The following is a 17,934-nucleotide window of genomic DNA, read 5'->3' as shown; positions in this document are numbered from 1 at the left end:
GTGTTATTATAGGATCACAAGAACTATTTGATAAGTACGCACTTTGAAGTTCTATAGATACTCCAAAGTACTATAGGTACTTAAAAGTTCCTACCCTAAATACGGAGGTAAACTATGCCCTATAATGTTCCCGTTGAAGCTACGCTTGATGTAATCGGCGGCAAATGGAAGGTCGTCATTTTATGCCATTTGGATAAAGGCGACAAACGTACAAGCGAATTAAAAAGATTGATGCCTGATATCACGCAGAAAATGCTCACGCAGCAGCTGCGCGAGCTTGAGCAGGACGGAATGGTGAAAAGAACGAGCTATGAGCAAGTACCGCCCAAAGTTGTCTATTCTTTAACACCGTATGGTTGGTCATTCAAGCCGATCCTCGATGCCATGTGTGCCTGGGGAGAGCAGCATATTCTGCAAAACGAGTTCGTAGAAGTATAGAAACAACACTTGGAGGCGATGAATGTGAAAATCATGATTTCAGCCGCGGAAGCCATTGAAAAAGGCGTATGGAATGAGATTTTACGTCTCTTCGGTCGGGATAAAAATGAAGAGATATGGCCCAAAGAGGAATTCATTTTGACCGAAGAGCAGGCCATCCAATTGAAGTTGATTAAGAAATAGGTCTTCAATCAGTTCCTGAATAATGAATAGGCCGTCAGGGAAGTAGATATCCTACTTCTTCCCTGACGGCCTATTTTACTTGAGAGTTTGTACGCGTACGCCCTCTCTAAGCCTCATATCGCTGCCATCCCGTCCCGCCTGGATATGGACAGCTCTTGTCCCGCAGCTTGGCGGTAATTCGCACAATACATCCGCATAGCGAGCACGTATGACCGCCGACGAGCTTAGGACACTCGCTGCACCGGCTTAACCGCTCGCGGTACACCGAATCGGGGACGCAGGCTTCTGCCAACTGAAACATAGGTGCTTGCAGCATCTTGTCAATTTGCGAGGCTGTAATCTTGAAATCCTCGCGGCATCCTTTGCTCTGGCGATTCTCAAGCATCACAGCTTACTCCGCGGTCAATGCCAAAACCGTGACAGACATCGGAGGAAGCTCCGCATGAATCACCTGATCGATCAAGTTGAACGCTGTGAATTCCGTTGGCGCTACATTATCTTTCTCTTCGAAGGTATTGTGACCGTCGATTGCGTCTGAAGTTAATGTTGTACCTTGCACAGATACCAATTTGTCGACCAAGCCGCGCAGCTCAACCTCAACCTTTGCGCCAGCTTGATGATCCAGATTGCAAAGGCTGATATGTATCCGGCCCTCTTCATCTTTGGAAGCCGAAACGGAGATTTGTGGAATGGCTTGTTTCCCCTCGCCAAGTTCCGTAATGGACTGATGCACATCCAACAGCTGCGCATCCTGATGAACCTTATACATGTCGAATACATGATAGGTTGGCGTAAGTACCATTTTCTCCCCTTCGGTGAGGATCACAGCCTGCAGTACATTCACCAACTGCGCAATGTTCGCCATCTGTACGCGATCACAATGCTCATTAAAAATGTTCAGCGAAATCCCGGCGACTAACGCATCACGAATCGTATTCTGCTGATACAGAAAGCCTGGATTCGTTCCCGGCTCCACATCGTGCCACGTCCCCCACTCATCAACGAGCAGCCCAATTCGCTTGTCCGGATCATACTGATCCATAATAGCGGAATGTTTGCTGATCAACTCTTCCATGAACAAGGCTTTCTTCAACGTTACGCGCCACATGTCTTCAGGGAATCCGGTTGCCGCCCCTTTCTCCTGCCAGGAATCACCGGGAACCGTGTAATAATGCACCGTAATAGAATCCATAAAACGATGAGCCTGCTTCATCAAAGTTTCCATCCAATGATAGTCGTCCGTGTTCGGCCCACAAGCAATTTTATGTATGCGATTGCTGCCATAATTGCGGACATAGGTCTGAAATTGACGGTACAAGTCTGCGTAATATTCAGGCCGCATGTTCCCTCCACAGCCCCAATTCTCATTACCCACACCGAAATATTTCACTTTCCACGGCTCAGGTCTCCCGTTTGCTTCGCGCAATTCAGCCATAGGCGACACACCTTCGAAGGTCAAATATTCGACCCAATCGGCCATCTCTTGAACGGTTCCGCTCCCTACATTGCCGTTGATATACGGCTCGCATTCCAACATCTCACAGAGCATCATAAATTCATGCGTCCCAAAATGATTATTTTCCACCACGCCGCCCCAATGGGTATTAATCATTTGTTTCCGGTTTTCTTTCGGACCGATGCCGTCCTTCCAGTGGTATTCGTCTGCGAAGCAGCCGCCTGGCCAGCGTAATACCGGGATTTTCATCTTTTTTAACGCAGCGGCGACATCGTTCCGAATCCCTTTCGTGTTAGGAATTTCTGAATCTTCGCCCACCCATAAACCTTCGTAAATGCATCTTCCCAAATGCTCGGAAAAATGTCCGTAAATATTGCGATTAATTGTGCCTTTCGCTCGATCGGCGTTAACAGTTATCCGGTTAGTCACAGAAATTCGCTCCTTAAATTAATATTTTCATTAATCAATAAGTAATTTCATAAATTCAATTATTATCATAAGTTGATCTTCCTGCTTTTGCAACCGTTTTTTTGAATCGTCAGCCCCAAGGATCCCCAATGCTTCCAGACGGATAATTTCCTTTCTTTTGATCTAAAATAAGCTTTGTCTTTCCAAATAAACTGGTGGGAGTGATACACATGCGTGAAGGTTTGATCCCTGCTGTTCTTGGAACTGTCGTAACGGCTTCTGCTGCTTCCTTACTCGGTAGCAAGTATAAGCTTGCAGCAACTGGTGTGCTCGGATTTGGCCTAGCTCATGTCGTTCTAGGGGCTATTGACCTCATCGAACATCGGTAGCGCTTGGGAAGGCTCGCAGATTGTGAAAAAGACCTAACGGATGATCTTCATCCGTCAGGTCTTTTTCTGTTGAAATGAATGTAATTATACATTCAATATATAACGCGCGGCAGGGCTTATTCGGTCGTAAGTCCGCTTGCGAATATAGGCAGCCTGGTCGAGCTGCTGCTTGTGTTCTCTGGCCGTGAAATACGCGTGAAGAGCACGCCTCGTCTTGGCTGTTTGGTTCAGCGTACCGCCGTGCCAGAGGTGCGAATTGAAGACGCCGACGGAGCCGGCAGGCGCGACAATCAACTCCTCCTGCGGGTGAGGCGCAAGAGGATCGATGCCGTACTCACGCGGATAACCAGGCAGCTTATGCGTTCCGGGTACGACGCGAGTAGCTCCGTTCTCTGGCGTGAAGTCGTCAATAAGCCAGATCGAATTGCACACGTGGAACGGCTCGTGCTCTTTGCGTGCGCCCCAATCGGCATGAAGCGCCTGCAATCCCGCGCCAGGAATGGCATCACGCGCATTCAGCGAGGAAAGCATGAACTCCCGTTGCAGCACGTGATAGATGGCAGCCAATAGCTTCGGATGCGTATAGACCCGGTCGAAGCATTCGCCTTTATTCACCAAATCGGAGAGCCTCCGTGTCCCTTCCTCCTGATGAACCTCTTTCCCCGCGTTCATCCCCTCTTTGTCCATTAACTCTTCATACTTGGCGCGAAACGTTTCTAGCTCATCTGTGTTTAACATCCCGGTAAACAAGACGAAACCTCGCTCATCGAGACTCTTCTTCTCTTCAGCCGTCAATAGATCGTCTGTAACACCCAAAGCCAACAAAGCCTCTTCAATCTTGTGAATCGACGTGTTTGGATGCATGCTTGCACCTCCTGAATCATTGTTCGATTTGATACTTATATGCTAAGCTAATCATATGGAATTATCGATTCTGAGAGCTGCGGCATACCTATTCAATCTTGCAAAAGGGGATGACAAATGAGCTCTATTTTTATAAAGCGGCCGATCTTGGAAGGCGCGATCGCATTTCATCGCAAAACCGGTGAAAGCTGTCATTTTCCCCTGCACCGTCATGAAGCCATGATGGAGATTCTTTTTATAGCTGAGGGAGAAGCGGACTATTGGATTGATGGTAAGCATTATGAAGCGCGGGCCGGAGATATGGTCATCTTTCATCCTCTGGTGTGGCACGAAGAGCGCTCGCGCATCGAAGCCCCCTTTTCCTTTTATTATGCAGGATTTCACTCTCTTCAGGTGGAAGGATTGCCGGCGAATTACCTTCTGGAGGAGGATGAACAGCCGGTATTCTCTGTAAGTTCCAATGCTGAGCGAATCAAACATCTCTTTCAAGAGCTCTGTGACGAGGTTAATGAAGGTTGGTCGGAGGTGTTAACTTCCAGTGGCTTGCTGTTAGAACTACTGCTTTTGGAGGTGCATCGATCGAAACATCATGCCCCTGGGAAGACAGCGCGCTTGTCCTCGCAAACCGTGATAACAAAAGCAAGACGATACATCGAAGAGCGGTACCATGAACCCCTCACGATCAAACAAATTGCCGACCATGTTTATCTGAGCCCATCGCATCTAAGCCACTTGTTTCGAGACGCTTACGGGGAGAGCCCGATTCAATTCGCCATTCACCAGCGCATCCACGCGGCTCGCCGTTATTTGACTACTACCGAGTTCTCTGTGGAACAAATCGCGCGATTAGTCGGGTATGAGAGCGTCACGGCATTTCAAAATTTGTTTAAAAAAGCGACCGGTCTGGCTCCTGGAACATTCCGGAAAGAATCGCTCCAACCATCCCACTCGCAATAAAAAAGTGCTTCTCTCATCAGGTATGACGAGGAAGCACTTTTTATTATTTTGCAGCCGGTTCAGCTACAGCTTTGTATTTGGAAGAGACATACGTGACCGCTTTCGGTTCCGTAATCACTTGAACGTTCATGGCATCCGGCTCTGGATCGACCAGTTTGTAAGAAATAACGGCATTGCCATCTTCTCCAAATTGGATACTTGTAATTTCAATCCCATATCCCCCAGTTGGTTTCGTTTCCCGAGACAATGTCACCTTGTTAACATCATCGGAAACTTTCTCAACATTAACGGCAACGGTTTCTGTTGGCGCTGGAACCTGAGTGTGCGCGTCCAACACTTTGCTTGCGTTATATACCCAAGTCGCTGCTTCGCCGCGTGTAATTTCCGCTTTTGGGCTTAGCTTGCCGTTGTTATCGAGTGCGGCAATTTTATAAGCGAGCATACGCTGCAGAGAACCTTGATACTCCGGTGTAATTTGGTCAGCATCCTTAATGTCCGCCGGTTTGATGTTAATCAGTGGGAAATTGCCTTTTTTCTCAAGCGCAGTCATGAGTAACGCCCCGAATTGCTCACGTGTAATGCTAGCATTCGGATTTACATCTTTCGGAAGATCAACGCCGTTGTAATGAGCGATAATGAACGCTTCGGCATACCAAGAGTCATTTTGGACGTTTGTATAGAAATCAGAAGCAAGCGGCTGCTTGACGAAACGGAGCAAATCCATGTTCAGTCCCAAGCCTTTTACAATGATTTGGACGGATTGCGCATAGCTGATTTTTCCTTTTGGAGCAAAATGTTCGTGATCAATACCACTTACAACGCCACGATCACGCAGTGCATTAATCGCCTCGGCTTGTCCACTTTCAACATCCGAGAAGGCAAATGCAGTATTAAATGACAATGCTCCCAATAAAACAGTCGATAGTGCGGCAGTAGCTAATTTTTTCACAGTAACTATTCTCCTTTTAACAAGTTATTTTTTATCACCCTTTCGAGTTACCTATTAAACGGAGCTGTTTCAAAAAAGGTTGCACGCGTTTGAATAAATTTTTGAACTTGCGATAATTGGCGCTTAAACAACAAGCCAGCGTCACTGAGACACTTGGCGGCGGGCGATACAGCTTTAGGGAACTACAGGCCGCTAATTCTAGCAATTCAGCCCGTTTCCGCGTTCAAACGGAGCTACAGGACCTTATTTGTAAGGCAATCCTGTTTTCTTCTAGAAAACGGACAAATAACGGCCCACAGTTCCCGTCCACAAAAAAAGAGCGCTATTTCAGATGAAATAGCGCCCTATAGTTTCCCTGTCAGGGAGCAATCGCCCAAGCGATAGCAGCAAATTCCCTATACGCCCGAATAGGCCATGAATCCGCCGTCCACCGGAATGGTGGCGCCGGTTACGAAGCCGGACATGTTAGGGTCCGTCAACCAAAGCAGCGTGCCGAGCAGATCTTCGGGTTTCCCGAATCGGCGCATCGGCGTATGGGTAATGATTTTGTGCGAACGCTCCGTGAGCGTACCGTCTTCCTTCAGCAGCAGCTTCTCGTTCTGCTTCGTCAAGAAAAAGCCCGGCGCAATCGCATTGACGCGAATGCCGCTTTCCGCCAAATGCACGGCTAACCACTGCGTGAAGTTATCAATGGCGGCCTTAGCAGCGCTATAAGCCGGAACTTTCGTCATCGGCGACGGCGCGCTCATGGACGAAATATTGATGACGGTAGCGTCTTGTCTGCCGATCATTTGTTTTGTAAAAATCTGCGTCGGAATCAACGTCCCGACAAAGTTCAAGTCAAGCACATTGCGGAATCCGGTCACGCTTAAATCATAGAAGGTCTGAATATCCGGATTCGCCAAGTCTTCCAGCTTGAACGTTTCGTTCGTCGTATTCGCACTGGCATGATTGCCTCCGGCGCCATTGATCAAGATATCGCACGGTCCGAGCTGCTCCAGGATCGCTTCTGCGGCCTGTGCTACACTCTCTGCATCCGTTACGTCGCAGGACAAAGCAATGGCTTCGCCGCCTGCTGCGGCAATCTCAGCCACAACCTCCTGCCCTTTTTCCACGGTACGGTTCAGAATGGCGATTCGCCCGCCTTGTCGTGCGAGTTCCAAGGCCATAACCCGGCACAATACGCCGGCTCCTCCTGTAATAACGACAACTTTACCTTGCAATGCTGGAAAATTCGTAATGCCTTTCATGTCTAGTCCCCCATCCTTCCGGATTGTAATTTTCTGCGGTTTGCGTCCCACAATCCCCATAAGTACATAATGCCAAGCGCACGATCATACAGGCCGTAACCAGGTCTGCATTGCTCGTCCCAAATATGTCGTCCATGATCCGGACGGCAAAATCCTTCATAATCCTTCTCATGCAGCGCATTTACAATGCCGGCGATATCTACAGTGCCGTCTGTTGTCCGATGTGAAGTTTCAATGAAATCGCCATTCTCGTACACACGTACATTGCGAATATGCGCAAATGGAATCCGATCAGCGAATTCATTGACGATTCCAACGATATCATTCGCCGGATTTGCACCAAGCGATCCGCTGCACATCGTCAGCCCATTATATGGACTATCTACTAGTCCCAGGAAACGGCGGATATTGGCTTGACTCGTAATAATGCGCGGTAATCCAAAAATCGGCCAAGGCGGGTCGTCCGGATGGATCGCCATTCGGATATCATATTTTTCGGCAAAAGGTATGATGGCTTCAAGAAAATATTTGGCATTGTCAAAAAGCTGCTCTTCCGTCACATCGCGGTAGGCATCAAATAATTCTGTCAGGCGTCCCAGACGTTCCGGCTCCCAGCCCGGCATCGTGAAGTTCGGATTGGCATTAATTCGCTGCACCTGTTCCTCCAAGTTCAGATGGGCAACTTTCTCTTTTTCATAAAAGAGTGCAGTGGATCCATCTTCCAATTCCTTATGCAGATCGGTCCTTACCCAGTCAAAAACGGGCATAAAGTTATAGCAGATCACTTTCACGCCGACCTCAGCCAGCTTAACGATCGTTTTCTTATAATTGTCTATGTAGAGATCGCGGCTGGGCAGCCCGAGCTTGATATCCTCATGAATGTTAACGCTTTCGACGACCTTCATATGAAGACCGGCCTTATCTGCGGCTTCCTTAACCTGCAAGATTTTATCCATCGGCCACTCTTCACCAGCCGGAACATCGTGGAGCGCCCAAACAATGCCCTCTACACCAGGGATTTGCTTGATTTGCTCAAGTGTTACCGTGTCATTGCCTTCGCCAAACCAGCGAAATACCATTTTCATTGCAGATAGCGCCTCCTGTCATTCCTTATTTGAAATACGTCGGAAATTTCTCCTTTAATACAGTTTGATCCGTAACCGTGAGGTGAAGATGTGTATTCATCACTTGTTCAGCCTTGCCGGCTTCGTGATGTTCAATCGCATCCACCATCTGTTCGTGCTGCTCGTAGAGCTCATCCCACCTGTGATCGGCGGCTAATCTGAGCATGCGAGTCCGATTCAGATGAACATTCACTTGCTGGATGATTGCCCAGGTATTCAGTTTTCTGCATCCCTCAAAGATCGTCCGATGGAAAGCTTCATCCAATTCAAACATCTTCTTAAAATCCTTCTCGCTCATGGAAACTTGCTGATAAGCGAGATTGGTACGCAGTAGCTGCAAGGAATCCGCCGGAAAGCTTTCACAAGCTAAGGAAATAACAGCCCGTTCCAGCTGCTCTCGAATAAAACGAGCTTCCTCCACACGCTCCAGGTCGATAAGGGAAACAACCGTACCGCGCTGAGGATAGATATCCAGCAACCCTTCTTGCGATAACTGAACGAAGCTCTCACGCACCGGCGTTCGGCTCACACCAAATTGAACGGAGATTTCCTTCTCCGAAATACCTGTTCCCGGCAGCAAATCCAGCATAAGAATTTGCTCTTTCAGAGCCTGATAAACCGCATCGCGCGTCGTGCTTGTTATGGGTTTGATTTTCAACGTTGTGATTCACCTCCCGTGTCCAAATGTTATTACCATACTACCATACAAGTATGGTAGTGGGAAGTAGGTTCTTCATGTTCATCATTTTGGAACATACTATCGTGTAGAAATTGCTCGGCTGTATGAGGCGTTTACACATCAAAAAGCCTGACGGATCAAACTTCGCCAGGCTGTGTTTCAGCTACTTTACTAGCCCCACCATATCATCCACCTAATCATCGTACACCTAACTTCCACCTCTAGCGCCAATCACAAATTTCAAATAACCTAGCTGGGATCCGGCTAGGCATTGGTTGAAAGGCATTGGTTGAAAGGACTGGTTCCTGTACTGCTGATTGTTGTGGGGCTAATTTCGCTTGTGAGATTACTGTGGCGCTATGGCGCTGAGTACCGTTCTGCGAACTGCTAAGGTGCTGAATGTATTACTGCGAATGTGGTGTGCTAGTGATAGTGAAGTTCCGACTAGTTTCGAATGGTTGAGAGCGGAATTGCAGTGCGCATTGGTTGTCTTACGGACTGAGGAGACCTTATTCGGCGAAAAACGGGCTATCTGAAATTTTAACGGACCCGAATGCCGCTATTTACCTAAATAACATGAGAAATGGCTAGTTTATTGAGCAATAACGGCTCTGGTGGACTTCTGTCAAGAAAGTAAACACACCATTAAGTGCCGATCACGCGGTTTCTGCAAAGGTCGCTGCAAACTGAACAGGCGAAACATAGCCAAGGGCACTATGAACTCTTTTGCGGTTATAGAAGAACTCAATATACCGAAAAATGGCTTCGTATGCCTGCTGCTTGGTTTTGAATTTCGTGCAATAGATGAGTTCTTTCTTTAAAATGCTGTGGAACGACTCTATGCAGGCGTTGTCGTAGCAGTTTCCTTTGCGGCTCATGCTTGCTTGCATATAGTATGAGGCTAGCTTTTCTCTGTATTCTTTGGAGGCGTATTGTGATCCGCGATCGGAATGATGAATAAGCCCTTTGCCTGGCCTTTTAGCCTGATAAGCGGCTTCTAGAGCGCTCAGAGTGAGCTCTGTTGTCATTCGATCATGAAGCCGCCAGCCTACGATTTCTTTGGTGCACAAGTCCAAAACACTTGCTAGATACAATCGACCTTCTCGACAAGGGATATAGGTAATGTCTGCTACCCAGACCTTCTCCGGTGTATCGGTTGCAAACTTCTGATCAAGTACATTTGGCGCAGTTGGTAGGTTGTGATTGGAATCCGTCGTTTGTACTCTAAACTTGCGAGATACACAGGAACGTAGTCCTAGCTCTTTCATGTAAACACTGACGGTACGCTCTGAGATGGTTAAACCCTCTTTCCACAGCATACGAGTAATTTTGGGGCTGCCATAACGCTCCCCGGAATCATGAAAGTGATAACCAATTCGCTTCAGTACCGCTGCTTTATGCAGTTCTTGCTCGCTGGGTAGCGCCTGTTGCCACTTGTAGAAACCGCTCCTCGATACCTGCATGACCCTGCACATCTTCGCCACCCGAAACTCAGAGCGATGATCTTCGATGAACTGGAACCTTAGTTCCTTTCTTTGCTGAAGATGTGCAGTGCCTTTTTTAGAATGGCCAGTTCCTCCCGGAGATCCTCTTTCTCCCGCTCAGAGGCCTGCAGGCGTTTCTCGATGTCCCGTAGTTTCTCTGGGTTACCTACAGGCTCGTTTTCAAAGGAGCGATATTTTGTCATCCAATTCTTTAATGTTCCGGCTGGAATGTTCATTTCCTCTGCAATCTCCGGCAATGTCTTTGTTTGTTCCTGAACATATTTTACTGCCTGTTTTTTAAATTCTTCATTATATCGTTGGCGTTGCTCTCCCATGGGCGGACACCCTCCTATTCGTTAAGTCTATTATTGGGGTCACTTAACGATGTGTCCACTTCTAATTCTAGCCGCATGGAGTCCGTTAAAAATTGGATAGAGCCAATTTAGCTGAAATAGCGGCTGCCAGGTCCGTTAGCGAAAACAAAAAAAGTGGCATGCAAGTGATGTGCCGCGCGGCATCTACGCCAATGAGCATCAGCTTTGCAAGGCCGCGTGAGGATGCCGAACTAAGTGCAGAAACGGCGTCACTTACAGAGACAATTCGTCGCACCTCAAAAAAGACCGCATCTTTGCCAAAAAGCGCAAAGATACGGTCTTTTTTATCGAATTAAATACACTATATAAGCCACCAAAGCTAGTAAGCCTGCTGCGATCGAAACGACGTAGAAAGAAGTGAGACGTGCCCATTTGACCCCGGTTTTCTGAAAATACGTGGTGTCGCCTTCCCTGTTTTTACGTGAAAAACCAATCATAAAGGTTGTAACCAATCCAAATAACAAGATAAGCGAGAATATCGCATAGTAGATGTACATGTTCATTGTGATTACCCCATTTTATATTTAGTAGAAGCCCTGATGTCCTCATTATAGCGAAAAGTGGTCTGACTTTCATCCTCCACTTTAACGTTTTTTCAACCATCCAATTTACTCTTTCGTTACATGTAAACCCATTTCTATGTATCTATTTATAGTTGCCACTGTCATTTCAACGAGATTTACATATGATATAGCAAGCTAGTTTTTAGAAACATAGAAAGGAGGAATGAGGATGAAAGTCGTAATTCTAGCTGGCGGACTTGGCACCAGATTTCGAGAAGAAACCCATTCCAAGCCTAAACCGATGATCCTCATCGGTGATAAGCCCATTCTGTGGCATATTATGAAGATCTACTCATTTTACGGATTTAATGAGTTTATTATATGCCTAGGTTATAAAGGGCACGTCATTAAAGACTTTTTTGCCAACTATCCCTTGCATGCATCCGATATAACGGTTGATCTGCAAAAGAATACCACTCAGTATCTTTCATCGCCAGTAGAACCATGGAAAATTACACTCGTGCACACAGGCGAGGAGACGATGACAGGCGGACGTATTAAGCGAATTCAGAAATATATTGGCGATGAACCGTTTCTCTTAACGTACGGAGATGGATTAACCAATGTGAACATTCCCGAAGTCGTGAAGTTTCATCAGGATCACGGTAAATTCGCCACACTGACCGCGGTTCAGCCTACGGCCAGGTTTGGTTCGCTTATTTTTGGAAATGGTACAGAAATTACTAAATTTCAAGAAAAGCCCAAAGGTGAAGGCGGCTGGGTAAACGGCGGATTCTTCGTCTTACAGCCTCAGGTTTTCGATTATATTGACGGTGACCCCACCCATTTCGAGAAGGAACCCTTGGAGCAGTTAGCTGCCTCAGGGCAGTTGCATGCGTTTAAACATGCTGACTTCTGGTACGCAATGGACACGCTTCGCGATCAACAGCAGTTGCAGAAGCTCTGGGACTCGGGACAAGCTCCGTGGAAAATTTGGTAATACACGGCAGAACCAGACAAAAAGAACGGTGAAAAAGGAGGAGTACGATGACGCCACTTGTCAGTATTTTGTTGCCAACCTTTGATCGTCCACAGTTTCTGGAGCAAGCGTTAGTCAGCGCACTAAACCAAACTTATCCTCATATTGAAATTATCATTTGCGATAATAGCCAAAATGATGCGACAGAGCAAGTGGTGAATTCGTACTTGACCTCACCGAACGGCAGTAAAATCAAGTACGTAAGAAACAAGGCAAACATCGGTCCTACGGCCAACCAACAGAAGTGCTTTCGACTCGCCAAAGGTGAGTATATCAACTACTTAATGGATGACGACTTGCTCCATCCGAGTAAAATCGAGCGCATGCTTCCCTACCTGATTGGCAACCCTAATATTGGACTCGTCACCTCGCTGAAGCAAATTATTGATCATTTCGGGGAACCGGTCCGAATATCCAAAACTCCCCCTTTCAAGCTGTCAACTCTGAAAAAGCCTACCATCAATGGGCAATCCTTAATCCAACGAATGCTGACCGACGCTACAAACTATATTGGCGAGCCGACAACGGTGCTTTTCAGAAAATCGGATCTGCTTGAGCCTTTTGGTACCTTTGGCGGCAAACAAGCGTATAACAACGTTGATGTTGCCTCCTGGATCGCTTTGCTTGTCAACAAGGATGCTGTTTTTCTTGAAGAACCTTTGAGCTCATTTCGCAAACATCCTACCCAATTAACCAATACTTTATTGTCGAGAATGGGATGCCAGTGCGATTGGATCGACGCCACCCTCTTGGCAAAAAAGCAGCGTATCTTTGATGACTCATCCACATTTGTCAAAATGATTAGCAGGCTGGGAAAAATAGTACTGGACAATTTTTCGAATTGGAATGAAGCCACTCAAGGTTTATATCTGAATGAATTATTGGATAGAGCGCATCAACTGGCTGTCGTCAGTGAGAAAACCAAAAAGCTATCCTCACTCGCCAAGGATCTGAAAAAACTCATACAACAGCTCGAAGCTCAAAGGAAACCAGCCTAGTAACAAATGACTTGCGACATTGCAAAATTCGTCCGCCTCTAGAGGAACACGCATGAAGGCCTGCTGTTATACAGGTCTTTTTTGTATGCTCAGGCGATTGTCGGCTTATATTCAAAAAAAATAGACCGCTCCTGCACAAGGCACAGGCATTCGGTCTATTTTTCACGCTAACTGCAAGGATTCCCGCCGCATACTGCTATTCCTTATGGAGCATACGATGCCACGCTCTCAAGGACATACGCGACCTCTTCATCCGTCAAGTCAGGGAACAATGGGAGGGTAACGAGCTCGCGCCAAAGCGTATCCGCTATCGGCGTTTCCGCCTTATAAGGAACAAAGAGTGGATGCATGGTCAGCGGCATGTAATGCACACCGGTCGACACCCCTTTTTTCTTCATATGCAAAATAAACGATTCTCTCTCCTTCACACGAACAACAAATGCCCAATACGAGGAGTCGTTCAAATTGTAGGGGATTGCCGGCTGGACAAGGTTGCTGCCCGCAAGTCCGTCGACGTACTGACGAATGATCTCTTCTCTTCGGCGGTTCATCGTATCGAGCTTAGCCAATTGAACAAGACCAATAGAGGCCATGAGATCGTTCATATTATATTTGTAGCCAATATCGGAGATTTCATAATACCAGCTGTTGGCATCCGCATGATACGAGGCATTTTCTTCATAACGCTCCCATGTATCTTTGTTAATCCCAACCCAACGTGAATGGCGCAAAGGCCTCAGCAGCTCAGGATCATTCGACGAAATCATCCCGCCATCACCGGTTGTCATACATTTCTTCTCCTCAAAACTAAAGCATCCGATATCGCCCCAAGTTCCGAGGGCTTTGCCCAAATATTTCCCTCCGGCCGAATGTGCCGTATCCTCAATAACCTTCAAGCCGCGTGCTCTAGCCCACGGCATCAGCTGGTCCATGGGAACTGGATGGCCCATAAAATGAACGGGAATGACCGCTACGCAATCCGAATCATATTTGCGCTCCAAATCTTCCATACTCATGCCAAAGGTCGTCTCATCCACATCCACAAACACCGGTACCAGCCCATTGTACAAAACAGCCATCGCCGTTGCCGCAAAAGTGACGACTGGAACCAGCACCTTTTTACCCTTGGGGAATTTAAAAGCAGATAGAGCCAGATGCAGTGCCGCCGTGCAGGAATTGACCCCTACCGACTCCGCGCTGCCGATATAGTCGCTCCATTTTTTCTCAAACTCGCCTACCCGAGGACCAAGCCCAAGCCACGCTTTATTGAAAACTTGCTGAATACTTTCCAATTCGTCATTGCCAACAGATGGCTTGAACAGCCTTATATCCACGATTTCCCCTCCCCGTTTTCAAGCTCTATCATTTTACCGAATCTGCTCATAAAAGCTTCCCGGGTAACAACCATTGTGACCATTTCCCGTTCAGGCTCACCTGACAGCTGGCCTTCTACAGGTACCCAGCGGATTACTTCGCCCTCTACTTCTTTGCGTAGTGGTGTGCGCTTCACTTCTACAGCCCCTAAAGTCTCATAAATATGAATCGCGCGGGCATTATCCGAAAGTACATTCAAATATCCTTTCTGTAAACCTAGTTCACGCAAACTCCATGCCCCTAAAGTAAGAAGAGCATGCATCACAATATTGCCATAACGTCCTTTGCGGCCTCTTAGCAAATTATCATACTCACAAGAATGGGCGACTTCATCATAGTGCATTAACCCAATCTGGCCGATCGGCGTCTGCTCTTCATCCTCCAGAATAAATAAAATCCGGTCATCCACTTCCAGGATCTGATGTTGTGCCCATGCCCTTGTGCCTTCCTCATTCGCAGGGAATTGTGTGGCAAACCACTGGCCGGCAGCAACCCTCCAGTCCATTAACGCTTTGATGACTTCTTCATTTTCAATGGATTCTATCGTTAGCGGCTTAAGTTGTCCGAGCACCTTGCCATCGACGATGATCGGCAAACAATACGACGAGATTTGGTCGCTTCCCGCTTGTTTATATTCTCGTAGAATCGATTTCACCGATGAATCACCCTTTCTTTTTCGCATTCGTATGTTTAATCAATTTATTGATTGTTTTTTGAAGATCTGCAGCATTGAATGGCTGAATCGGCTTTTGGTTCGACTTTTGATTCGACTTTTGATTCGACTTTTGGTTCGACATTTGGTTCGTTTTCTTGTCCCCACCCTGAAGCAGTTGCTGATTGATCTGCTCAAGTGTCTGTTGGTTCGTCTTCTGATTGCCAGACTTTTTCATCTTCCCTTGCTGTTTCTCAAATTCTTTGATCTGTTGCGGTGTCGCATAGCCTTGGTTGACGGCAAAAAATTTAAAGGTTTCGATATCCATCATGGCTACTTCTTTGGCCATCTCATGCTGCGACAACTGCTCTGTGTGGTATCGCAAATAGCTGAGTGGCTGAACCATATAAACGCCTTTCCCTTTACTTAACAAACTCAACCAACTCGCCATGTCCACAGCAAAATATGTCTGTCTGCCCAGCAGCACGCCAAAGGGCTCCGTCAGAGCTTTTCTTCGAAACAGAACTGTCGTCGGTTCGCCTAAATAATTAATTCGGTCTTCAAGTATCCTCTTTGTAAGCACTCGGCCGTCGACAACCGTATCTTTCGTGTACAATTGTTTAAACGTTCCAATTGGCGGAACATATAACTGACGGCCTGCAGCGTTAATCACTCTTCGCTGCGATGTGACCATCGTGACATCGGGATACTGGATTAAGTAAGCCATCATTTTTTCAATTTTTCGCAGGTGAAACAAGTCATCGTCCATGAGATAGTTAATAAATTCGCCATTTGCCAAATTTAAGCATTGCTGCTGATTCGCAATCGGACCCAGGTTTTGAGGGTTTTTGAAATATTTGATCTTAGCACCGCCAGGCATCTCTTGATATTTCTGGACGACCAACTGCGTCTGATTGTTGTCGCTGTTATCGCTAACGATAATTTCAATATTGTCATACGTCTGATTAAAAGCACTCTGCAGCGCTAATTCAAAATAATGAGGCCTGTTATAGGTTGGAATTAGAATGCTAACAAGTGGATTCATCTCAATCTCTCCTTTTCAAAGTATCTAACGTTGGAAGCACCTGATCCTTCGCCGACATAATCGGCTGATCGACAGGCCATGGAATTTGAAGCGAAGCATCTTTCCATAAAATCCCGCCTTCATGCGCCGGTGAATAGACATTGTCTACCTTATAAACAACCTCGCAATTGTCCGATAAGGTACAAAAACCATGCGCAAAACCGGGTGAAATATAAACCATGGCAAAATTCTCCTCCGTTAAAACTCTGCTTTCATAGCAGCCAAAGGTGGGAGAGTCTTGCCGTACATCGACAAACACATCCAGAATGGCTCCTTTGCTAACCCAAATGAGTTTCGTTTCTGCATGGGGTCCGTGTTGAAAATGCAGCCCACGAATCGTACCTTTCTGTTTGGAAAATGAGCGGTTTTCTTGCACCCAATTACGGTGAAGGCCATGCGCCTTCATGATATTGACATCATAGAGTCGGGTAAAATAACCCCGGTGATCGGTATTGGGAGCTAACGTAATGTCATAAATGCCCTGGAGATTGCCGGGTTTAATGATCATGCTGTTCACTTCCCTCTACATATTCCTGTATTTGTTTGCTGCAAATCTCCCTGCAATCTCCCGACTGGTCGTAGGCTTTGACCCATTCAATCGATTTCGTAATCGCCATATCGAGATTCCAGCGAGGTGACCACCCTAGTAAATCGCGCGATTTGGTGCAATCTAATCGTAATACAGGAGCCTCATGCGGATGCTCCGCCGAATCAATTAGATAGGCCGCTTGATCTCCCCATTTCTGGCATAAGCTGCTTACGACTTGCTCGACTGAGATCGTATCTTCCTCATTAGGACCAAAATTCCACGCTGCTGCATACTGCTTGTCATCATAAAGATGCTGGGCCAGCAGCAGGTAACCATGAAGCGGCTCAAGGACATGCTGCCAAGGGCGAACGGCTTGCGGATATCGGAGCTTAACCGGCTCATTTCGAAGAATAGCTCTGAAGCAATCGGGAATCAGCCGATCTTCGGCCCAATCTCCGCCGCCAATTACGTTGCCGGCTCTCGCCGACGCTAGCGCAACCGGCACGGCCCATGCTTGTTCTTCCTTTTCATACAGTTGTCGATAGCTGGTTACGATCAATTCCGTTAAAGCTTTGCTGTTCGAGTAAGGATCGCCGCCGCCTAAACGGTCATCTTCCCGGTATCCTCTCCCCTCATCCAATTGCGAATATACCTTATCGGTTGAAACATGGATAACCGCCTTGATGGGGGCATTGTTTCTCTTAGCTTGACGTACAGCCTCTAGTAAATGAATGGTTCCCATCGTATTAATCTCGTAGGTTTCTATGGGATTCAAATAAGAGGCTCGAACCAGCGGTTGAGCCGCTAAGTGAAAAACGATATCCGGAGCTGCTTCTACAATAGCTTCAGATAACGCCGTCATATCGCGAATATCAGCAATATAAGACGATACCACGTCCTTCATTCGGCAAAGCTCAAACAAACTCGGCTCCGTCGGCGGCTGTAAGGAATATCCGGTCACGTTAGCTCCCATGCCTTGCAACCATAAGCTGAGCCAAGTTCCTTTGAACCCTGTATGACCTGTGACAAATACGTTCTTGCCCTTCCAGAAGTCGGCGTTAATCCGAATCCGGTTGTCTGGCATGTTTCTCCCTCCTCCCATTCGAACATCTTGATAGAGAAACAGATTCTATCGAATGTTTTCATATCAAAATATCGTATGATTGCTAGAGCAAACCCGAAAGCGGCAAAAATCTAGTC

General features: G+C 46.9%; 21 protein-coding genes. 6 read left to right on the top strand and 15 right to left on the bottom strand.

Going from position 1 to position 17,934, the window contains the following annotated elements; genetic code table 11:
* Positions 1 to 114: 114 nt before the first annotated feature.
* Positions 115 to 438 (top strand): winged helix-turn-helix transcriptional regulator, encoded by a 324-nt coding sequence (locus ACKTT9_RS13425; protein ID WP_407871983.1) that lies wholly within the window; start codon positions 115 to 117, stop codon positions 436 to 438.
* 24 nt (positions 439 to 462) lie between these two features.
* Positions 463 to 621: a hypothetical protein gene (locus ACKTT9_RS13420; RefSeq protein ID WP_164819394.1), complete on the top strand. Its 159-nt coding sequence runs from the start codon at positions 463 to 465 to the stop codon at positions 619 to 621.
* A gap of 106 nt (positions 622 to 727) precedes the next feature.
* On the opposite strand, the gene ACKTT9_RS13415 is transcribed toward ACKTT9_RS13420, so the two are convergent.
* A complete protein-coding gene (locus ACKTT9_RS13415; RefSeq protein WP_407871982.1) occupies positions 728 to 1,006 on the bottom strand; it encodes a DUF6171 family protein in 279 nt (92 codons plus the stop codon).
* Between the two features lie 6 nt (positions 1,007 to 1,012).
* Positions 1,013 to 2,506 (bottom strand): alpha-N-arabinofuranosidase, encoded by a 1,494-nt coding sequence (locus ACKTT9_RS13410; RefSeq protein ID WP_407871981.1) that lies wholly within the window; start codon positions 2,504 to 2,506, stop codon positions 1,013 to 1,015.
* A 209-nt stretch (positions 2,507 to 2,715) separates the two neighbouring features.
* Here ACKTT9_RS13410 and ACKTT9_RS13405 point away from each other — a divergent pair, with 209 nt between their 5' ends.
* On the top strand, positions 2,716 to 2,874 hold the full coding sequence (locus ACKTT9_RS13405) for an asparagine synthase (RefSeq protein ID WP_127449393.1): 159 nt from the start codon (positions 2,716 to 2,718) through the stop codon (positions 2,872 to 2,874).
* Positions 2,875 to 2,958: 84 nt separating this feature from the next.
* Here ACKTT9_RS13405 and ACKTT9_RS13400 read toward each other — a convergent pair whose 3' ends face one another.
* On the bottom strand, positions 2,959 to 3,738 hold the full coding sequence (locus ACKTT9_RS13400; RefSeq protein ID WP_407871980.1) for a phytanoyl-CoA dioxygenase family protein: 780 nt from the start codon (positions 3,736 to 3,738) through the stop codon (positions 2,959 to 2,961).
* Between the two features lie 117 nt (positions 3,739 to 3,855).
* Between ACKTT9_RS13400 and ACKTT9_RS13395 the strand changes: the two genes are divergently transcribed.
* Positions 3,856 to 4,695 carry a helix-turn-helix domain-containing protein gene (locus ACKTT9_RS13395; protein WP_407871979.1) on the top strand — a complete coding sequence of 280 codons (840 nt, stop codon included), beginning with the start codon at positions 3,856 to 3,858 and terminating at the stop codon, positions 4,693 to 4,695.
* Between the two features lie 43 nt (positions 4,696 to 4,738).
* Here ACKTT9_RS13395 and ACKTT9_RS13390 read toward each other — a convergent pair whose 3' ends face one another.
* From ACKTT9_RS13390 to ACKTT9_RS13360, 7 genes are all read right to left on the bottom strand, one after another.
* Entirely contained in the window at positions 4,739 to 5,644 is a 906-nt protein-coding gene (locus tag ACKTT9_RS13390) for an S-layer homology domain-containing protein (RefSeq protein WP_407871978.1), read from the bottom strand.
* A 395-nt stretch (positions 5,645 to 6,039) separates the two neighbouring features.
* Entirely contained in the window at positions 6,040 to 6,894 is an 855-nt protein-coding gene (locus ACKTT9_RS13385; protein ID WP_157318197.1) for an SDR family oxidoreductase, read from the bottom strand.
* 2 nt (positions 6,895 to 6,896) lie between these two features.
* Complete coding sequence (gene uxuA, locus ACKTT9_RS13380) at positions 6,897 to 7,979, bottom strand: mannonate dehydratase (RefSeq protein WP_407871977.1); 1,083 nt, start codon at positions 7,977 to 7,979, stop codon at positions 6,897 to 6,899.
* A 25-nt stretch (positions 7,980 to 8,004) separates the two neighbouring features.
* Positions 8,005 to 8,676: a GntR family transcriptional regulator gene (locus ACKTT9_RS13375; RefSeq protein ID WP_407871976.1), complete on the bottom strand. Its 672-nt coding sequence runs from the start codon at positions 8,674 to 8,676 to the stop codon at positions 8,005 to 8,007.
* A gap of 677 nt (positions 8,677 to 9,353) precedes the next feature.
* Entirely contained in the window at positions 9,354 to 10,208 is an 855-nt protein-coding gene (locus tag ACKTT9_RS13370; protein WP_407872978.1) for an IS3 family transposase, read from the bottom strand.
* Positions 10,209 to 10,219: 11 nt separating this feature from the next.
* The gene (locus ACKTT9_RS13365) at positions 10,220 to 10,516 is read right to left on the bottom strand and encodes a transposase (protein ID WP_407867563.1); all 297 of its coding nucleotides are present in this window, start codon (positions 10,514 to 10,516) and stop codon (positions 10,220 to 10,222) included.
* Positions 10,517 to 10,839: 323 nt separating this feature from the next.
* Positions 10,840 to 11,058 (bottom strand): hypothetical protein, encoded by a 219-nt coding sequence (locus ACKTT9_RS13360; protein WP_127449381.1) that lies wholly within the window; start codon positions 11,056 to 11,058, stop codon positions 10,840 to 10,842.
* A gap of 229 nt (positions 11,059 to 11,287) precedes the next feature.
* On the opposite strand from ACKTT9_RS13360, the gene rfbF reads away from it, so the two are divergent.
* Positions 11,288 to 12,058, top strand: a complete 771-nt coding sequence (gene rfbF, locus ACKTT9_RS13355; RefSeq protein WP_407871975.1) for a glucose-1-phosphate cytidylyltransferase — start codon at positions 11,288 to 11,290, stop codon at positions 12,056 to 12,058.
* Between the two features lie 47 nt (positions 12,059 to 12,105).
* Positions 12,106 to 13,095: a glycosyltransferase family 2 protein gene (locus ACKTT9_RS13350; RefSeq protein ID WP_407871974.1), complete on the top strand. Its 990-nt coding sequence runs from the start codon at positions 12,106 to 12,108 to the stop codon at positions 13,093 to 13,095.
* Between the two features lie 203 nt (positions 13,096 to 13,298).
* On the opposite strand, the gene ACKTT9_RS13345 is transcribed toward ACKTT9_RS13350, so the two are convergent.
* From ACKTT9_RS13345 to rfbG, 5 genes are read right to left on the bottom strand one after another with little or no spacing between them, the layout of a single operon-like run.
* Positions 13,299 to 14,429, bottom strand: a complete 1,131-nt coding sequence (locus ACKTT9_RS13345; RefSeq protein ID WP_407871973.1) for a DegT/DnrJ/EryC1/StrS family aminotransferase — start codon at positions 14,427 to 14,429, stop codon at positions 13,299 to 13,301.
* Complete coding sequence (locus ACKTT9_RS13340) at positions 14,420 to 15,124, bottom strand: GNAT family N-acetyltransferase (RefSeq protein WP_407871972.1); 705 nt, start codon at positions 15,122 to 15,124, stop codon at positions 14,420 to 14,422. Before ACKTT9_RS13340 ends, ACKTT9_RS13345 begins: the two co-directional genes overlap by 10 nt.
* A gap of 7 nt (positions 15,125 to 15,131) precedes the next feature.
* Positions 15,132 to 16,166: a glycosyltransferase family 2 protein gene (locus tag ACKTT9_RS13335; RefSeq protein ID WP_407871971.1), complete on the bottom strand. Its 1,035-nt coding sequence runs from the start codon at positions 16,164 to 16,166 to the stop codon at positions 15,132 to 15,134.
* 1 nt (position 16,167) lies between these two features.
* A complete protein-coding gene (gene rfbC / locus ACKTT9_RS13330) occupies positions 16,168 to 16,713 on the bottom strand; it encodes a dTDP-4-dehydrorhamnose 3,5-epimerase (protein WP_407871970.1) in 546 nt (181 codons plus the stop codon).
* On the bottom strand, positions 16,703 to 17,818 hold the full coding sequence (gene rfbG / locus ACKTT9_RS13325; protein WP_407871969.1) for a CDP-glucose 4,6-dehydratase: 1,116 nt from the start codon (positions 17,816 to 17,818) through the stop codon (positions 16,703 to 16,705). The genes rfbC and rfbG overlap by 11 nt, the downstream gene beginning before the upstream one ends.
* Positions 17,819 to 17,934: the final 116 nt, after the last annotated feature.

The sequence above is a fragment of the Paenibacillus sp. P36 genome (assembly GCF_045866505.1).
Taxonomy (GTDB): domain Bacteria; phylum Bacillota; class Bacilli; order Paenibacillales; family NBRC-103111; genus Paenibacillus_E; species Paenibacillus_E chondroitinus.
This window is presented reverse-complemented; position numbering and strand designations above follow the sequence as displayed.

What these genes read in the sequence shown, in the direction of transcription:
- ACKTT9_RS13425 (WP_407871983.1), top strand. Translation starts at nt 115, where the DNA reads ATGCCCTATAATGTTCCCGTTGAAGCTACGCTTGATGTAATCGGCGGC.
- ACKTT9_RS13415 (WP_407871982.1), bottom strand. Translation starts at nt 1,006, where the DNA reads ATGCTTGAGAATCGCCAGAGCAAAGGATGCCGCGAGGATTTCAAGATT.
- ACKTT9_RS13405 (WP_127449393.1), top strand. Translation starts at nt 2,716, where the DNA reads ATGCGTGAAGGTTTGATCCCTGCTGTTCTTGGAACTGTCGTAACGGCT.
- ACKTT9_RS13400 (WP_407871980.1), bottom strand. Translation starts at nt 3,738, where the DNA reads ATGCATCCAAACACGTCGATTCACAAGATTGAAGAGGCTTTGTTGGCT.
- ACKTT9_RS13395 (WP_407871979.1), top strand. Translation starts at nt 3,856, where the DNA reads ATGAGCTCTATTTTTATAAAGCGGCCGATCTTGGAAGGCGCGATCGCA.
- ACKTT9_RS13385 (WP_157318197.1), bottom strand. Translation starts at nt 6,894, where the DNA reads ATGAAAGGCATTACGAATTTTCCAGCATTGCAAGGTAAAGTTGTCGTT.
- uxuA (WP_407871977.1), bottom strand. Translation starts at nt 7,979, where the DNA reads ATGAAAATGGTATTTCGCTGGTTTGGCGAAGGCAATGACACGGTAACA.
- ACKTT9_RS13365 (WP_407867563.1), bottom strand. Translation starts at nt 10,516, where the DNA reads ATGGGAGAGCAACGCCAACGATATAATGAAGAATTTAAAAAACAGGCA.
- ACKTT9_RS13360 (WP_127449381.1), bottom strand. Translation starts at nt 11,058, where the DNA reads ATGAACATGTACATCTACTATGCGATATTCTCGCTTATCTTGTTATTT.
- rfbF (WP_407871975.1), top strand. Translation starts at nt 11,288, where the DNA reads ATGAAAGTCGTAATTCTAGCTGGCGGACTTGGCACCAGATTTCGAGAA.
- ACKTT9_RS13350 (WP_407871974.1), top strand. Translation starts at nt 12,106, where the DNA reads ATGACGCCACTTGTCAGTATTTTGTTGCCAACCTTTGATCGTCCACAG.
- ACKTT9_RS13335 (WP_407871971.1), bottom strand. Translation starts at nt 16,166, where the DNA reads ATGAATCCACTTGTTAGCATTCTAATTCCAACCTATAACAGGCCTCAT.
- rfbC (WP_407871970.1), bottom strand. Translation starts at nt 16,713, where the DNA reads ATGATCATTAAACCCGGCAATCTCCAGGGCATTTATGACATTACGTTA.
- rfbG (WP_407871969.1), bottom strand. Translation starts at nt 17,818, where the DNA reads ATGCCAGACAACCGGATTCGGATTAACGCCGACTTCTGGAAGGGCAAG.